The organism is uncultured Agrococcus sp. (assembly GCF_945915485.1).
Taxonomy (GTDB): domain Bacteria; phylum Actinomycetota; class Actinomycetes; order Actinomycetales; family Microbacteriaceae; genus Agrococcus.
Genome location: NZ_CAMEFJ010000062.1, coordinates 1 through 15,119, shown reverse-complemented (window position 1 = coordinate 15,119; position 15,119 = coordinate 1). Strand labels below are relative to the sequence as shown.

The 15,119-nt window shown below is 63.9% G+C and carries 12 protein-coding genes; all 12 read right to left on the bottom strand.

The genetic code is table 11. The features are described from left to right. Nucleotides 1-169 precede the first annotated feature (169 nt). Nucleotides 170-1,672 carry a pyruvate kinase gene (gene pyk, locus Q0O95_RS10155; RefSeq protein WP_293697997.1) on the bottom strand — a complete coding sequence of 501 codons (1,503 nt, stop codon included), beginning with the start codon at nucleotides 1,670-1,672 and terminating at the stop codon, nucleotides 170-172. Nucleotides 1,673-1,805: 133 nt separating this feature from the next. Beyond that, entirely contained in the window at nucleotides 1,806-3,254 is a 1,449-nt protein-coding gene (locus tag Q0O95_RS10150) for a glutamate synthase subunit beta (protein ID WP_293697995.1), read from the bottom strand. Beyond that, on the bottom strand, nucleotides 3,247-7,782 hold the full coding sequence (gene gltB / locus Q0O95_RS10145; RefSeq protein WP_293697993.1) for a glutamate synthase large subunit: 4,536 nt from the start codon (nucleotides 7,780-7,782) through the stop codon (nucleotides 3,247-3,249). Before gltB ends, Q0O95_RS10150 begins: the two co-directional genes overlap by 8 nt. A gap of 61 nt (nucleotides 7,783-7,843) precedes the next feature. Next, a complete protein-coding gene (gene lgt, locus Q0O95_RS10140; protein WP_293698001.1) occupies nucleotides 7,844-8,740 on the bottom strand; it encodes a prolipoprotein diacylglyceryl transferase in 897 nt (298 codons plus the stop codon). 96 nt (nucleotides 8,741-8,836) lie between these two features. Beyond that, nucleotides 8,837-9,655, bottom strand: coding sequence for a tryptophan synthase subunit alpha (gene trpA / locus Q0O95_RS10135; RefSeq protein WP_293697992.1), 819 nt, complete (start codon nucleotides 9,653-9,655; stop codon nucleotides 8,837-8,839). Then, complete coding sequence (gene trpB / locus Q0O95_RS10130; RefSeq protein WP_293697990.1) at nucleotides 9,639-10,856, bottom strand: tryptophan synthase subunit beta; 1,218 nt, start codon at nucleotides 10,854-10,856, stop codon at nucleotides 9,639-9,641. Before trpB ends, trpA begins: the two co-directional genes overlap by 17 nt. Then, a complete protein-coding gene (trpC, locus tag Q0O95_RS10125; RefSeq protein ID WP_293697988.1) occupies nucleotides 10,853-11,650 on the bottom strand; it encodes an indole-3-glycerol phosphate synthase TrpC in 798 nt (265 codons plus the stop codon). The genes trpB and trpC overlap by 4 nt, the downstream gene beginning before the upstream one ends. Then, a complete protein-coding gene (locus Q0O95_RS10120; protein ID WP_293697999.1) occupies nucleotides 11,647-11,871 on the bottom strand; it encodes a DUF6704 family protein in 225 nt (74 codons plus the stop codon). Before Q0O95_RS10120 ends, trpC begins: the two co-directional genes overlap by 4 nt. Before the next feature lie 98 nt (nucleotides 11,872-11,969). Continuing rightward, entirely contained in the window at nucleotides 11,970-12,611 is a 642-nt protein-coding gene (locus Q0O95_RS10115) for a Trp biosynthesis-associated membrane protein (RefSeq protein ID WP_293697986.1), read from the bottom strand. Then, nucleotides 12,608-14,122, bottom strand: coding sequence for a chorismate-binding protein (locus Q0O95_RS10110; protein ID WP_293697984.1), 1,515 nt, complete (start codon nucleotides 14,120-14,122; stop codon nucleotides 12,608-12,610). The genes Q0O95_RS10115 and Q0O95_RS10110 overlap by 4 nt, the downstream gene beginning before the upstream one ends. Further along, the gene (hisI, locus tag Q0O95_RS10105) at nucleotides 14,119-14,463 is read right to left on the bottom strand and encodes a phosphoribosyl-AMP cyclohydrolase (RefSeq protein WP_293697982.1); all 345 of its coding nucleotides are present in this window, start codon (nucleotides 14,461-14,463) and stop codon (nucleotides 14,119-14,121) included. The genes Q0O95_RS10110 and hisI overlap by 4 nt, the downstream gene beginning before the upstream one ends. Then, nucleotides 14,460-15,119: HisA/HisF-related TIM barrel protein (locus tag Q0O95_RS10100; RefSeq protein ID WP_293697980.1), on the bottom strand; the 660-nt coding region annotated here is incomplete at its 5' end. The genes hisI and Q0O95_RS10100, both read right to left, overlap by 4 nt.

Genomic DNA, 15,119 nt, shown 5'->3' with positions numbered 1-15,119 from the left:
ACGTATGCCTAAACCGTGGGCATGCACGTTTCCCACAGGAACCAAATCTGACGTCAACTTCTCGGTCGCCTGAGGATGACGACGCGCTCTCACGGCGTGTCGTCGTCCAGCGACCGAGAAGTTGGCACGGCCAAGACGCAGGGGAAAGGGTCGGAAGGGGACGGCGAGATCAGGCGTCGCGCATACCGGGCAGGTCAACCGACCCCGTGTGCAGAATTTCGATGCGGCGCTTGCCGTGATAGGCGGGCGCGGCCTCATCGTGTACGTCACCGACCGTGTGCACGCGAATATCGTTCGTGGAGCCCGGGATGCCGGGAGGCATGCCCGAGACGACAACGACTTTGTCGCCCTTCGCAGCGATACGTTCACCGATGAGAATGTCGTCGACCTGCGCAACCATGTCGTCGGTGTGGTCGACGCGATCGACCAAGCGCGTGTTGATGCCCCAGATCATCTGCATACGGCACTCGATCTCGGGTGACGGCGTGAAGCCGTATACCGGCAACGATGGGCGCAGACGCGACATTCGGCGCGCAGAATCTCCCGACTCCGTGAACACGATGAGCGCCTTGGCGTCCACGAAGCTCGACACTTCGAGCGCTGCCAGAGTCATGGCGCCACCTTGGGTACGTGGCTTCGTGCCCAGCGGCGGGATGCGCTTCAAGCCCTTGCGCTCGGCGGCCTCGATGATACGGGCCATGGTCTGCACCGTCTCGATCGCATACTTGCCAACGCTGGTCTCACCGGACAGCATGACGGCATCCGCACCGTCCAGGATGGCATTCGCGCAATCGCTCGCCTCTGCTCGCGTCGGAATCGGGTTCTCGATCATCGACTCGAGCACCTGTGTGGCGACGATAACTGGCTTGGCCCAGCGTCTCGCGTGCTCGATCGCGCGTTTCTGCACGAGCGGCACTTCCTCGAGCGGAAGTTCGACGCCGAGGTCACCGCGGGCGACCATGATGCCATCGAACGCGTCGATAATCGACTTCAGATTGTCGACTGCCTGCGGCTTCTCGATCTTGGCGACGACGGGAAGCCTGCGATCCTCTTCGTCCATGATCTCGTGGACACGCTGAATGTCGTCCGCGCTTCGCACGAACGAGAGAGCGATGATGTCAGCTCCGAGGTGCAGTGCCCAGCGAAGGTCTTCCTCATCCTTTTCGCTCAGCGCGGGAACATCGACTGGAACACCGGGCAGGTTGATGCCCTTGTTGTCGCTGATGCGACCGGCGACGAGGACTTCTGCCCTGACCCTGATGCCGTCACTCTCCAGTGCCCGGAGAACGACACGGCCATCGTCGATGAGCAGCTTGTCTCCTGCGGAGACGTCCTTCGCGAGCCCGGCGAACGTCGTTGAGACGATGTCCTTATCGCCAGGAGCATCCTCGGTTGTGATGGTGATGACATCGCCGACAGCGAGGTCCTGCGGGCCCGCCGCGATCTTCCCGAGTCTGATCTTCGGGCCCTGCAGGTCGACCAGGATGCCCACAGGGGTACGGAGCGCGTCGCTCGCCCGCCGAATGTTCGCGTACACCTTCTCGTGAACTTCGTGACTGCCGTGGCTCAAGTTCAGACGCGCGATATTCACGCCGGCCTTGATCGCGTCCGTGGTCTGTTCATACGTTGAAAGCGATGGTCCGAAGGTAGCGACGATCTTCGCGCGCTTCATGATCTCTCCTGTCCCCTCAGAAATGCCTCGTCTCGGTTGGTCACGAGGCCGGGCTACCCATGTTAGCGGTGCAGCACCTTTGTGCGGTCTATGCGGTATGTGATTGCAATCTGGGCGAACTCGGAGAAGCGGATCAGCGAGCTCCGATCGGCTTGTCGCTCGCGCGAACGGGGGCCGGCAGAATCGTCGACCCCGTCAGGTACTCGTCGACGGCAGCTGCTGCGGCACGTCCCTCCGCGATCGCCCAGACGATGAGGCTCGAGCCTCTTCCAGCGTCGCCAGCGACGAAGACGCCCTCTTCACTGGTCGAGAAGTCGTCTTCCCTGCTGAACGCTCCGCGATCGAGTGAAATCGGCAGAGCGTCATCCGTTTCGACCCCGGTGAAACCCAGCGCCAGCAGCACGAGGTCGGCGGGAATCTCCCGCTCGGTGCCCTCCTCGGGTCTGCGGACGCCATCGATGATCTCCGTATCCGCGATACGAAGCGCTCGCACACGCCCCTCTCCATCGTCGACGAACTCCACGGTCGATACCAGGAACTTGCGCTCCCCGCCCTCTTCATGGCTCGACTGCACCTCGAACACGTTGGGATGCATCGGCCACGGCTGCCCGTCCGGCCGAACCCTCGGCGGTTTGATACCGATAGCCAGATTCGTGACACTCGCAGCGCGTTGCCTGTGCGCAGTTCCGATGCAGTCCGAGCCCGTGTCGCCGCCGCCGAGCACGACGACGTGCTTGCCGTGCGCGTCGATGGGGTCACCGACCTCTTCACCGGCAACAAGACGGTTTTGTCGAACCAGATAGTCCATTGCCGGATGCACGCCGTGCAGTTCACGTCCGGGGATGGGAAGGTCTCGTGGCACCTGCGCACCGATCGCGACGACAACCGCGTCGAACCTGTCGCGCAGTTCGCTCCACGCGAGATCGTTACCGACGTCGATGCCGGTTCTGAACCGGGTCCCCTCGGCACGCATCTGGTTGACGCGAGCGTCGATGCGGCGCTTCTCCAGCTTGAAGTCGGGGATGCCGTAGCGCAGCAGTCCCCCGACCTCCTGGTCCCGCTCGTACACTGCAACCGTGTGGCCGGCACGCGTCAGCTGCTGCGCAGCTGCGAGTCCCGCTGGGCCGGAGCCGATGACCGCCACGGTCTGACCGGTGAGGCGCGCGGGCGGGTGAGGCTCCAACCAGTCGTTATCGAAGATCTCGTCAGCGATGAACTGCTCGACCGCTTTGATCGTGACGGCCGGCTGATTGATCCCGAGAACGCACGCCGACTCGCAGGGCGCAGGACACAGCAGGCCCGTGAACTCCGGGAAGTTGTTCGTCGACAGCAGGTTCTCGGCTGCGAGGCGGCTCTGGTGACGCCACGTGAAGTCGTTGAATTCGGGAATGAGGTTCCCGAGCGGGCATCCTTGATGGCAGAAAGGCACTCCGCAGTCCATGCAGCGACCTGCCTGCCGATCCAGCACGGCCCGGTCGCCCTTCTCGCCTACTTCACGGTAGTCGAGAATTCGTACGGGCACTGGCCGCTTCTGCGGTTCCTCGCGCTGGGTTACGTTCAGGAAGCCACGGGGATCAGCCACGGGTCACCTCCAGGATGCGGTCCCAGGTCTTCGGTCCGTCGGGGTCGTCACCCGATTCGGCGGCGCGTTCGCGAATCGCTCTGACCGCCGCCCAATCCCTCGGCACGATCTTCGTGAATTCTGACCAGTCGGCGTCCGCGAGGATGCGCTTCGCGAGATCGGAATCCGTGAGCTGCAGGTGCAGTTCCAACAGCGCCCGCAACTCGGTCACGTCTTCGTCGCTCAGGCTGCGCATCTGCAGTTCGCCGCTCGCGATGGCGTCGCGGTTGAGTTTGGCCCTGTCGAGGTTGCGCAGGTATGCGACACCACCCGACATTCCGGCGCCGATGTTGCGGCCCGTCTCACCGAGAATGACGGCAAGGCCGCCGGTCATGTACTCGAGCGCGTGATCGCCGACGCCTTCGCAGATAGCCGTCGCGCCGGAGTTCCGCACGAGGAAGCGTTCGCCGACGATGCCGCGCAGCGCAAGCACGCCGCCCGTAGCACCGTACCCGATCACGTTTCCGGCAACGACGTTCTCTTCCGCCGTCAGGGTCGCATCCCGATCGGGGCGAACGACGACCTGACCGCCTGAGAGTCCCTTGCCGACGTAGTCGTTGGCGTCTCCCAGCAGCTCGATCGTGATGCCGCGCGGAATGAATGCGCCGAGCGATTGACCCGCTGAGCCGGACAGGACGAGTTCTATCGTGCCCGGCTCGGCCCCCTGCGCGCCGAATCGCTTCGTGATCTCGTTTCCGAGTACGGTTCCGACAGCACGGTCCGTGTTCGCGACGTCAAGATCGAAGCGAATCTTCTTGCCCTCCTCGACACTCTGCAACGCTTCATCAAGGATTCGGATGTCGAGCTGCTGCTCCAATTCATGATCCTGCGACGTGACATTGCGCAGGGCGGGATCGTCCGCCTGGACGCGATGCAGGATGGGCGCGAGGTCGAGACCGTCGGCCTTCCAGTGCTCGATGGCGCGGTCGACGTCGAGGAACTCGACGTGCCCGATGGCCTCTTCCAGCGTCCTGAACCCGAGCGATGCGAGAATCTCGCGAATCTCCTGAGCGATGTACTGGAAGAACGTCACGATGAACTCGGGTCTTCCCGAGAAACGCTCGCGCAGAACAGGGCTCTGTGTCGCGACACCCACGGGGCACGTGTCGAGATGGCAAACGCGCATCATGATGCAGCCGGAGACCACGAGCGGCGCGGTCGCGAAACCGAACTCCTCCGCGCCGAGCAGCGCGGCGATCACGACGTCACGGCCCGTCTTCAACTGGCCGTCCACCTGCAGGGCCACACGGCCACGCAACGCATTCTTCCTGAGCGTCTGCTGCGTCTCGGCGAGCCCTATCTCCCACGGGATGCCCGCGTGCTTCAACGAGTTCAGCGGGCTGGCGCCGGTGCCGCCGTCGTGGCCGGCTACGAGCACGACATCCGCCTTCGCTTTGGCAACTCCGGCAGCAACAGCACCGATACCGGACTGGGATGCGAGCTTCACGTGCACGCGCGCATCGCGGTTCGCTCGCTTGAGATCGAAGATCAGCTGCTTGAGGTCTTCGATCGAGTAGATGTCGTGGTGAGGAGGCGGTGAAATGAGCCCGACTCCCGGTGTCGCGTGCCTCGTCTCCGCGACCCACGGATACACCTTGGCGCCCGGCAACTGACCGCCCTCGCCGGGCTTAGCACCCTGCGCCATCTTGATCTGCAGGTCGTCTGCGTGCGTGAGGTACATGCTCGTGACACCGAAGCGACCTGAAGCGACCTGCTTGATGGCCGAACGGCGCTCCGGGTCCAGGAGGCGTTCGTTGCTTTCGCCGCCCTCACCCGTGTTGGACTTCCCGCCGAGGCGATTCATGGCGATCGCGAGCGTCTCGTGCGCTTCTCGCGAAATCGAGCCGTAGGACATCGCTCCCGTGTGGAAGCGCTTCACGATCTCCGAGACCGGTTCGACCTCCTCAATCGGGATCGGGCTCCGTTGTCCCTCGTTGAACGAGAACAGGCCACGCAGAGTTTTCAGCTCCTGTGCCTGCGTATTGACGAGATCGGTGTACTCGCGGAAAACGTCGAAGCGCTCCTCGCGGGTCGCGTGCTGCAATCGCCAGATGACCTCCGGGCTGAACAGGTGCGGTGCACCGTCACGGCGCCACTGGTACTCGCCGCCGGTGTCGAGTCGTTCGTGCACGAGTGCGGCGCGCTCGGATGCGTAGGCCGAGCTGTGCCGCAGTCTCGTCTCTTCGGCGATGACGTCGATACCGACGCCCCCGAGTCGGGTCGAGGTGCCCGTGAAGTACCGATCGACGAGTGCTCGGGACAGGCCGACGGCTTCGAACGCCTGTGCTGCGACGTAGGAGCCGACCGTCGATATCCCCATCTTCGACATGATCTTCGTGACGCCCTTGCCGAGCGCTTTCACGAGATTCTTGACAGCTTCCGTCTCGCTGACCCCGTTCAGGCGACCCTGCTGCACGAGCTGCTCCGCCGACTCCATCGCGAGGTATGGGTTGACGGCGCTCGCTCCGTATCCCAGGAGCGTTGCGACGTGGTGCACTTCGCGAACGTCACCGGCCTCGATGATCAGCCCCGCTCGCATCCTGCTGCCTGCGCGGATGAGGTGCTGGTGCACTGCGCTCGACGAGAGCAGACTGGGGATGGGCGCGTGCTGCTCATCCGAGTCGCGATCGGAGAGGATGATGTACTGCGCACCATCCTCGATCGCTGAATCGACCTCGAGGCACATGGCGTCGAGACGATGCTCCATGGCATTCTCGCCGTCAGCAACCGGGTATAACGCCGAAACCGTGACGGTGCGCCGAGAACCGGGGGTGCGATCGATGTTGCGGATCTTCGAGATCTCGGAGTTCAGCAGTACGGGGAAGTCCAGGATGACCTGACTCGCGTGCAGCGGGGTCGCGTCCAGCAGATTGCGCACGGGGCCCAACCCTGAACGCATACTCGTGACGATGGACTCCCTGATCGAGTCCAGGGGCGGATTCGTCACCTGTGCGAACGACTGCGTGAAGTAGTCGAACAGCAGACGCGGCCTGCTCGAGAGCACGGCGATCGGTGTGTCCGACCCCATGGCACCCAGCGGTTCAGCACCCGTACGAGCCATCGGCTCGATGAGTCGACCGACCTCCTCGTCCGTGTACCCGAACGTGCGCTGCCTGCGAATGACGGATGCGGGCGTGTGCATGACGTGCTCGCGCTCGGGCAGTTCGGTCAGGCTGATGCGGCTGGACTCGAGCCACTCCCCCCAGGGTTCCAGCTCAGCGAGGTTGCGCTTGACTTCGTCGCTCGGGACAATGCGTCCCGCTGCCGTATCGATGAGGAACATCTCGCCCGGCTTCAGTCGTCCGCGGCGCTCGACGCGGGCCGGATCGATGCCCGGTACGACACCCGTTTCGCTCGCGACAACGACCAGGCCGTCCGTTGTGACGAGCCAACGCCCAGGACGCAGCCCATTGCGGTCGAGCGTCGAACCGACAAGCGACCCGTCGGTGAACGAGATGGCCGCCGGGCCATCCCACGGCTCCATCAAGAGCTCGTGATACTCGTAGAAGTCTTTCAGCGCCTGCGGGAGGTCGTCACTTGACTGCCACGCCTCCGGCACCATCATGAGCACAGCGTGCGGCAGGCTTCGGCCCGAGAGCGACAGCAGCTCCAGGACTTCGTCGAAGGAGGCAGAGTCGCTCCTGCCCTCGCTGACGATCGGCAGCAGCGGCCGCAGGTCGCCCAGGAACTCGCTTTCGAGCTGCGACTGGCGGGCGAGCATCCAGTTGCGGTTTCCGGCGACCGTGTTGATCTCGCCGTTGTGCGCGATCATGCGCAGCGGCTGCGCGAGCGGCCAGCTCGGGAAGGTATTCGTGGAGTATCGGGAGTGGACGATTGCGAGTGCACTCGCAAAACGGTCGTCCGAAAGGTCAGGATAGAACGGCTCGAGCTGCAGCGTCGTGACCATGCCCTTGTACGTGATCGTCCTGCTCGACAGTGACGGCAGGTAGTCGCCGAGCTCGCGCTCGACACGCTTCCGCATCCTGAACGTGAGCCGGTCGAGGCCTATCCCTGTTACGGGAAGCGTTGCAGAAGCGACGAAGATCTGCTCGATGTGCGGTTTCGAATTGCGGGCCAATGCACCGAGCTGTTCGGCGTCGACGGGAACGTCACGCCACCCGAGCACGCGAAGTCGCTCCTGACGAGCTGTTCGTTCGATCTCGCGTTTGGTGCTGACACGCTGCGTCTCACTTTGCGGCAAGAACACGAGACCGGCTGCATAGCCGCCCTGCTCGGGGAGCTCGAAGTCCACGACGTCGCGGAAGAACGCGTCGGGGATCTGCGTGAGGATGCCGGCGCCGTCGCCTGTCCCGGCATCGGAGCCGACCGCCCCTCGGTGCTCGAGGTGGCGAAGTGCATCGAGCGCTTGTTCGACAACCCGGTGTGTCGGAGCGCGCTTCAGTGTTGCGACCATCGCGAGTCCACAGGAATCGCGTTCGAATCGAGGGTCGTAAAGACCTTCCCGTTCGGGCAGGGTCGATGGGCGCATGGCATGTTCCCAACTGCTGACGGACAATTGCCACGGTCACCGTTGACCAGCGACGGAGTAGTTACTCAGCGCGTACGGGTTCGGACGCCTTCGCTTTCGTGGCCGGGGTGCTGGCCAACTCAGCTTCACTGTAGGTATCAGACTTTACACGACTCGGGCCATCCTCTTCGCCAACTCTGAACGGCGAAGGTTCGAGCCCCTTGTGAGCGCGTGACTGCATGATCCAGATCACGATGCCGATCGCGATCGCGATGAACGCCATCCAGACATTGACGCGGATGCCCCAGAGCATCTCGGACGGATCGACGCGAATCGTCTCCCAGACGCTGCGACCGGCCCCGTACCAGATGAGGTACAGGGAGAGTGCCTTCCCCCACTGCAGGTGCCGGTATCGGTCGAGGAAGAGGATCAGCGCAGCGCCGACCAGATTCCAAATGGCCTCGTAGAGGAAGGTCGGGTGGAACAGCGTCGTCTCCGGAAGGCCGATAGGGAAGGCAGGATTGCTGGCTTCTATCTCGAGCCCCCAGGGCAACGTTGTCGGTGCACCGAAAAGCTCGTGGTTGAAGTAGTTGCCAAGCCGCCCCATCGCCTGCGCGATGAGCAATCCTGGCGCGATTGCATCGGCGACGGTTGTGAACCGCAGCCCCGTGCTCCTGCAGCCGACGACGACACCGATTGCGCCCCCGATCAAGGCGCCGAAGATCGCGATGCCGCCATTCCAGATTCTGATGACTTCCCACGGGTCGGCTCCGGCACCGAAGTAATCGGCCGGGTGCGTGAGGACGTGGAAGGTTCGGGCGCCGATGATGCCGAGCACAACACCCCAGAGTGCGATGTCGACGACGTACCAGCCGTCGGCGCCGCGCTGCTTCAAGCGGTAGGCGGTGAGCAGACATGCGACGACGATGCCGGCAAGAATGAACACCGCGTACGCGTGAATCTGAAACGCGGCGGGCATGAAGGTCAAGCCGATGTCATGGAACCATGTGAGCGGTACCTCGAGGTAGCGCCATTCGGGATCGGGGCTCGGAATGCTCGTGAACACGTATCTACCTTACGAGACGGAATCGGATGCTGATGGCAGCCCAGAGACGAGCTCTGCGGCCTTCTCGGCGACGCCTGCGACGCCACCCTCTCTCAACGCCGTGACAAGCGCGGAGCCGACGATGGCGCCCTCAGCATAGCTCAGCACGTCACGCACGTGGTCGGGCTTCGAAATGCCGAGCCCTACGCAGCGGGCTATCGGTTTGCCGAGGCGCTGACCGGCTTCGCCGATGCGTCCCGCGAGTCTGCGGGCCGCAGCATCCATATCGCCGCGTGCGCCAGTCGTACCCATCGTCGAGACCGTGTACACGAATCCTCGAGAATGCTGCACTGCGCTTGCCAAGCGTGCGTCCGTGGAGCTCGGAGCCGCCAGGAAGATCGGGTCGAGGTCGTAGCGCTCGGCGGCCGTGAGCCACTCCCCCGCATTCTCGGGAGTCAAATCGGGTGTTATCAGCCCTGCGCCTCCTGCGGCAGCGAATTTGCGAGCGAACCGGTCGACACCGTACTGGAGGATGGGGTTCCAGTACGTCATCGTCAAAACGGCGGCGTCGGTGCGCTCCGTCACCGCCTGCACGGTGTCGAAGACGGTCTGCAAGTCGAACCCCGTGTCCAGTACTTCCTGCGTTGCCGCCTGGATGACGGGTCCGTCCATCCCGGGATCGGAATACGGGATGCCGAGTTCGATAACACGGAAGCCCGCTTCGGCAACCGCGACAACGGCCTCGACGCAGGTGTCAGGGTCGGGGAAGCCTACCGGCAGGTACGCGACGAGCGCGCTGCCGCCTCCCGCTTCGATCGCCGCGGCAGTCTTACTACTCATCCGACCCATCCTCGTCTAGGAATCCGAACCACTGCGCAGCGGTCGCAACGTCCTTGTCCCCGCGCCCGGAGAGGTTCACCAACAGGACCGCCTCCGACCCGAGTCGTTTGCCTTCGCGAAGTGCTCCAGCAACGGCGTGCGCCGATTCGATGGCCGGAATGATTCCCTCCCGACGCGTGAGTTCCAGGAACGCGTCCATCGCTTCCTTGTCGCTGACCGGCTCATAATCGGCGCGGCCAATCCGGTGCAGCCAGGCGTGCTCCGGCCCGACCCCAGGGTAATCCAGCCCCGCCGAGATCGAATGCGATTCGCGTGTCTGCCCCTGCTCATCCTGCAGCAGGAACGTCTTCATACCGTGCAGAAGGCCGGGGGTCCCCTTGCTTATCGAAAGCGCGTGCCGCTCGGTGTCGGCACCGTCACCGGCAGCTTCCAGACCGATGAGGCGAACATCCGGGTCGTCCAGGAAGGCGTGGAAGATGCCGATCGCGTTCGAGCCGCCTCCGACGCAGGCGAGCACCGCGTCGGGTAGCGACCCGGTTTCCGCCACGATCTGCTCTTTCGCTTCTTCGCCGATCTGACGGTGGAAATCGCGCACCATGGCCGGGAACGGGTGCGGCCCGGCAACCGTCCCCATGAGGTAATGCGTTGTGTCGGTATTCGCGACCCAGTCGCGAAGGCCCTCGTTGATCGCGTCTTTCAGAGTCCGCGAGCCGGAGCGAACAGGCACGACCTCAGCTCCTAGCATTCGCATCCTCGCGACATTGAGCGCTTGTCGCTGCGTATCCACCTCGCCCATGTAGACGGTGCAGTCGAACCCGAAGTATGCGGCGGCTGTGGCCGTCGCGACCCCGTGCTGCCCGGCGCCGGTCTCCGCGATCAGCCGGGTCTTCCCCAGGCGCTTGGCGAGCAGCGCCTGGCCCAGCACGTTGTTGATCTTGTGACTACCCGTGTGGTTGAGGTCTTCGCGCTTCAGGAAGATGCGAGCTCCCCCGGCAGCTTCGGAAAGATGCTTCGCCTCGGTGAGCAGCGACGGTCGTCCCGTGTATTCCCTTCCGAGGCGTGAAAACTCGTCCCAGAATCCCGGATCGTCACGAAGCTCGTCGTAGGCTGCCGAGAGTTCGTCTATGGTCGCCATGAGCGGTTCTGCCATGAACACGCCGCCGAAGTCACCGAACCAGGGGCCGATGGCCTCACGAAGTCGATCGTTCATCGCACTCCTCCGAACTCTGCGACTCGGGCCCGTGGGGCCCCATCGCGTACAAGTGTCTCGCCCACGAGAACTGCGTGGGCTCCGTCATTACGGTAACGCCGTACATCGCTCACGTCGTTGACGCCGGATTCCGCAACCGCGATGACTCCGTCGGGGATGCGGGAGCGGAGTTCCGCGAATCTTTCCGGATGCATTTCGAACGTCTTGAGATCCCGCGTGTTCACTCCCAGGATCTTGGCTCCCGCGCCAAGGGCGCGGTCGACTTCGCTCGCATCGTGCACCTCCACGAGCACGGACAGGCCGAGATCCTCCGCGTACGCGTGCAGCTGACGCAGGTGCGCGGCCTCCAGAACGGACGCGATCAGGAGAACAATGTCCGCTCCCGCTTCGCGAGCCTCCAGCAACTGGTACTCGGTTGCGATGAAGTCCTTGCGAAGCACGGGAACATCGACTTCGGCTCTTACGGCACGCAGGTCGTCCAAGCTCCCCATGAATCGCCGTGACTCGGTGAGAACGCTGATGCAGGATGCGCCCCCGCGCTCGTACTCGCCCGCGAGGTCGGCAGGGTCCGGGATATCCGAGAGGCGTCCCTTCGATGGGCTCGCCCGCTTGACTTCGGCGATGACGTGCACGCGCTCCGCTGGTCGCAGGGCACGAACGACGTCGATCGGCTGCCGAGCAGCTTTCGCCCTACGCAGGAGGGATTCGAAGGGAAGGTCGCGTTCCCGCTTCTTCGCGTCCTCTACCGCTCCTTCTGTCAGTTCACGCAGGAGATCCAAAGGTGCCGAGCTCACTCGCTCTTCGCGGCGGGGCGCTTCTTGCCGAGGCCGACGAGTTTCAGCAAGCCACCCAGCACGAGCCCTCCGGCCGTAACGGCTGCGCAGATCCAAACGTATAGGGGTTGGTCAAGGTAGAAGAACACCGTACCGGCGCCGATACTGACCAGCATGACGAGGACTGCGGTCCACGCGGCTACTGTGTTTCCGTGACCCGGGTCGATGTGTTCGTCCGGGATCTCCGCGGTGAACTCTTCAGCGCCTTCTGCGCGCTCCACCAGCTGTTCGCTCACGATGCTCCTTGTTCGATCGGGACTGGTACCAGTCTAGGGCACTTCTAGCCGTTGTCGGCGTCACGCCCCGCCGCCGGCCCATCGTCGGCTTCGTGCTCGGCCCGTGCCGAATGCTGCTGAACAGGCCCGTCCCGTTCATCGTCCAGCGTCGGGTCCTCACCCTCATCCAGTACGTCCCATGCGAGAGCGCCGCTTCGCAGTTCGTACTTGTCTTTCGACTTCGGTTGCCGTCTCCACAGCCTGAACGTCGCTATGGTCCAGATCCCGCCGAGAATCGCTAGAGCGCCACCCGTCAGCGTGATCGCCGGGAAGGCCCAGAGCACCTCGACGGTTTGCGCTGCTTCACCGGTCAAGCCGGTTCTCGCGGCAACTTCGTCTGCCACGGCGCGATTCTCTGCACTTGCCGCCCCTAGGGTTGCGAAGATGAGGGCCACGCCGATGAGCGCCATGACAGCACCGCAGACGACACTCAGCGTTCGTCCCGCGAACAGCAGTGCGAGGGAGAGCGCGCCGAGTGCAAGCGCGAGCGCAAGCAGTGTGCCGCTGAGGTCGGCTCCTGTCAGCGCGAACGGCTCGGTGTCCTCGGCGGCAACTCTCACCCAGTCCTGCGTTGAGGCTGCTCCGGCGAGTAGCAGGCCGAGTACGGCTGCCAGGACGGCGATGGTCTTTCCTCGTTTGGCGATCACGACATCCCCATCCTCTGCATGGACTCTGCGATCGCAAGCGCTGTCAGGGGGCTGCGCGCCTTGTTCTTGATCTCCGCGATCTCAGTCTCGGCCACCGAGTCGGCGACGAGCCCGGCTCCCGACTGCACGGAAGCCTTCCCATCGCTCATCGTCACGGTCCTGATCGCAATTGCGACGTCGGCATCCCCTTGGAAATCGAAGTATCCGACAACGCCTCCGTAGATCCCCCTAGAAGACGGTTCAAGGGTGTCGATGATCTCCAGCGCCCTCGGTTTCGGAGCGCCGGACAGCGTCCCCGCAGGGAACGTGGCGCGGAGCGCATCCACTGCGGTCGCGTCTTCCCTGAGTTCGCACACGACGGTCGAGACGATGTGCATGATGTGCCGGAAGCGTTCGACGGTCATGAAGTCACTGACTCGTACGCTGCCGGCGATCGCGACCTTCGAGAGGTCGTTGCGGGCGAGATCGACGAGCATGATGTGCTCGCTCCGCTCTTTCGGGTCCGCCAGCAGTTCGGACGCGAGAGCGGCGTCCTCTTCAGAATCCTCGCCGCGGGGCCGGGAGCCAGCGATCGGGTGCATTGTCGCGGTGCCGTGGCTGACGGTTACGAGTGCCTCAGGGGAGGCTCCGACGACTTCGTAGGGAACCCCGCTCTCCGTCGCCGCGGCGATCAGATACATATACGGAGACGGGTTCAGCAGGCGCAGCACGCGGTAGACGTCGAGGGGGCCCGCATTCGTTTCCATATCGAAGCGGATAGAAGGAACCACCTGGAAGATGTCTCCGTCGACGATGTGTTTCCTGCTTCGTTCGACGGTTGCGGTGAACGCTTCGTCGGAGGTTCTCGCGGTCGCGTCCGGCACCGCATCCATGTCGACCTCGGTTACCGACGATTCGCTCGGAGTCGCGAGCCTGGCGGTCAGCCCGCCCAGACGCTGCTGAGCGGCCTTCCACAGCTGTTCGGCGGGCTCGGCGCCGTCGGCAAGCACGACGGTCACCAAGTGCGCGTTGCCCGTTGCGTGGTCCAGCACGACGAGGTCCCTGACGAATCCGAATGCGATGTCGGGAAGCCTGTGCTCACGGTCGGGAGGATTCGGCAGCGACTCGACGAGACGCACGGCATCCCAGCCGATGTGTCCGACGAGCCCCGAGGCCAACCGAGGCAAATGCGGGATGCGCGGCGTGTGCCAGCGCGCTGCCAGCAGTTCGAGCGCTGCGAGTCCGTCGGAGGGAGTCTCGGGTCCGAAAGCACGCGCTTGATCGAGGCCGTTATCGACCCATTCGACTCGTTCGCCCGTTGCTATCAGACGGCCGTACACCTCACCGCCGATGAAGGAGTATCGGTTCCAGACGCCCTGGTGCGCTGACTCGAGCAGAAACGAGCCGGGACCTCCCCCGATCTTCCGGTAGATGCTGACTGGCGTTTCTTCGTCGGCGAACACCGTCGTGACGACCGGGACCACGCTGTGCGTCTCGACGAGACGGTCGAACTCCTCGCGTTCGGTCTTCATGTCGCGCTCTCCTGCAGCGACAGCGGAGTGAAGAAGCACGTTTCGCTACCCGTGTGGCAGGCGGGCCCCCGCTGGTGCACGCGAACCAGCAGCGTGTCGGCGTCGCAGTCCAGCGTCACGGAAACCGGCACCTGAATGTTGCCGGATGTGTCGCCCTTCCGCCAGTATTCGTTTCGAGAGCGTGACCAGTACGTGACGCGGCCTTCCGTGAGTGTTCTACGGAGCGCCTCCCGATCCATGTAGCCCAGCATGAGTACCTCGTCCGTATCCGCGGATTGCACTATCGCAGGTAGAAGACCGTCACGACCCGGTTTCAGCTCCGGGATGCTTTGCAGGTTCATCGAACTGTCACACCTTCCTCTGACAGTGCGTGCTTCACTTCGTGAATGCTCACCTGCGCAGTGTGGAAGATACTCGCCGCTAGAACCGCATCGGCACCCGCTCTCACGGCAGGAGCGAAGTCTTCCGCAGTACCGGCGCCTCCCGACGCGATGACGGGCACGCTGACCGCATCACGAATCGCCATGATCAGCGGAAGGTCGAACCCCGCTTTTGTTCCGTCGGCTTCTATCGAATTGAGCAGAATCTCCCCTGCTCCTAGCGCTGCTCCACGGACGGCCCAGTCGAGCGCATCGATTCCTGTCCGTTCGCGACCACCCTTGACCGTCACCTCGTAGCCGCTGTCGGTCGCCGTGGACGCGGCGACATCGAGGGAGAGCACCAGGACCTGCGAGCCGAAGCGGTCGGCGATGTCGGAGACGAGCTCCGGTCGGCGGACAGCCGCCGAGTTCACGCCGCACTTATCGGCACCACGTTGCAGCAACGTGTTGACATCGTCGGGAGTTCGCACTCCTCCCCCGACTGTCAGGGGGATGAAGACGCGTTCCGCACACCGCTCAACGACGTCGTACAGCGTTTCGGCGTCCTCGACGGACGCGGCCACATCCAGAAACGTCAGCTCGTCGGCCCCTTCGGCCGCGTAGCGCGCCGCGAGCTC

Excerpts from the sequence above, each read along its gene's own strand:
- pyk (WP_293697997.1), bottom strand. The coding sequence starts at position 1,672 with ATGAAGCGCGCGAAGATCGTCGCTACCTTCGGACCATCGCTTTCAACG.
- gltB (WP_293697993.1), bottom strand. The coding sequence starts at position 7,782 with ATGCGCCCATCGACCCTGCCCGAACGGGAAGGTCTTTACGACCCTCGA.
- lgt (WP_293698001.1), bottom strand. The coding sequence starts at position 8,740 with ATGCCCGCCGCGTTTCAGATTCACGCGTACGCGGTGTTCATTCTTGCC.
- trpA (WP_293697992.1), bottom strand. The coding sequence starts at position 9,655 with ATGGGTCGGATGAGTAGTAAGACTGCCGCGGCGATCGAAGCGGGAGGC.
- trpB (WP_293697990.1), bottom strand. The coding sequence starts at position 10,856 with ATGAACGATCGACTTCGTGAGGCCATCGGCCCCTGGTTCGGTGACTTC.
- Q0O95_RS10110 (WP_293697984.1), bottom strand. The coding sequence starts at position 14,122 with ATGAAGACCGAACGCGAGGAGTTCGACCGTCTCGTCGAGACGCACAGC.
- hisI (WP_293697982.1), bottom strand. The coding sequence starts at position 14,463 with ATGAACCTGCAAAGCATCCCGGAGCTGAAACCGGGTCGTGACGGTCTT.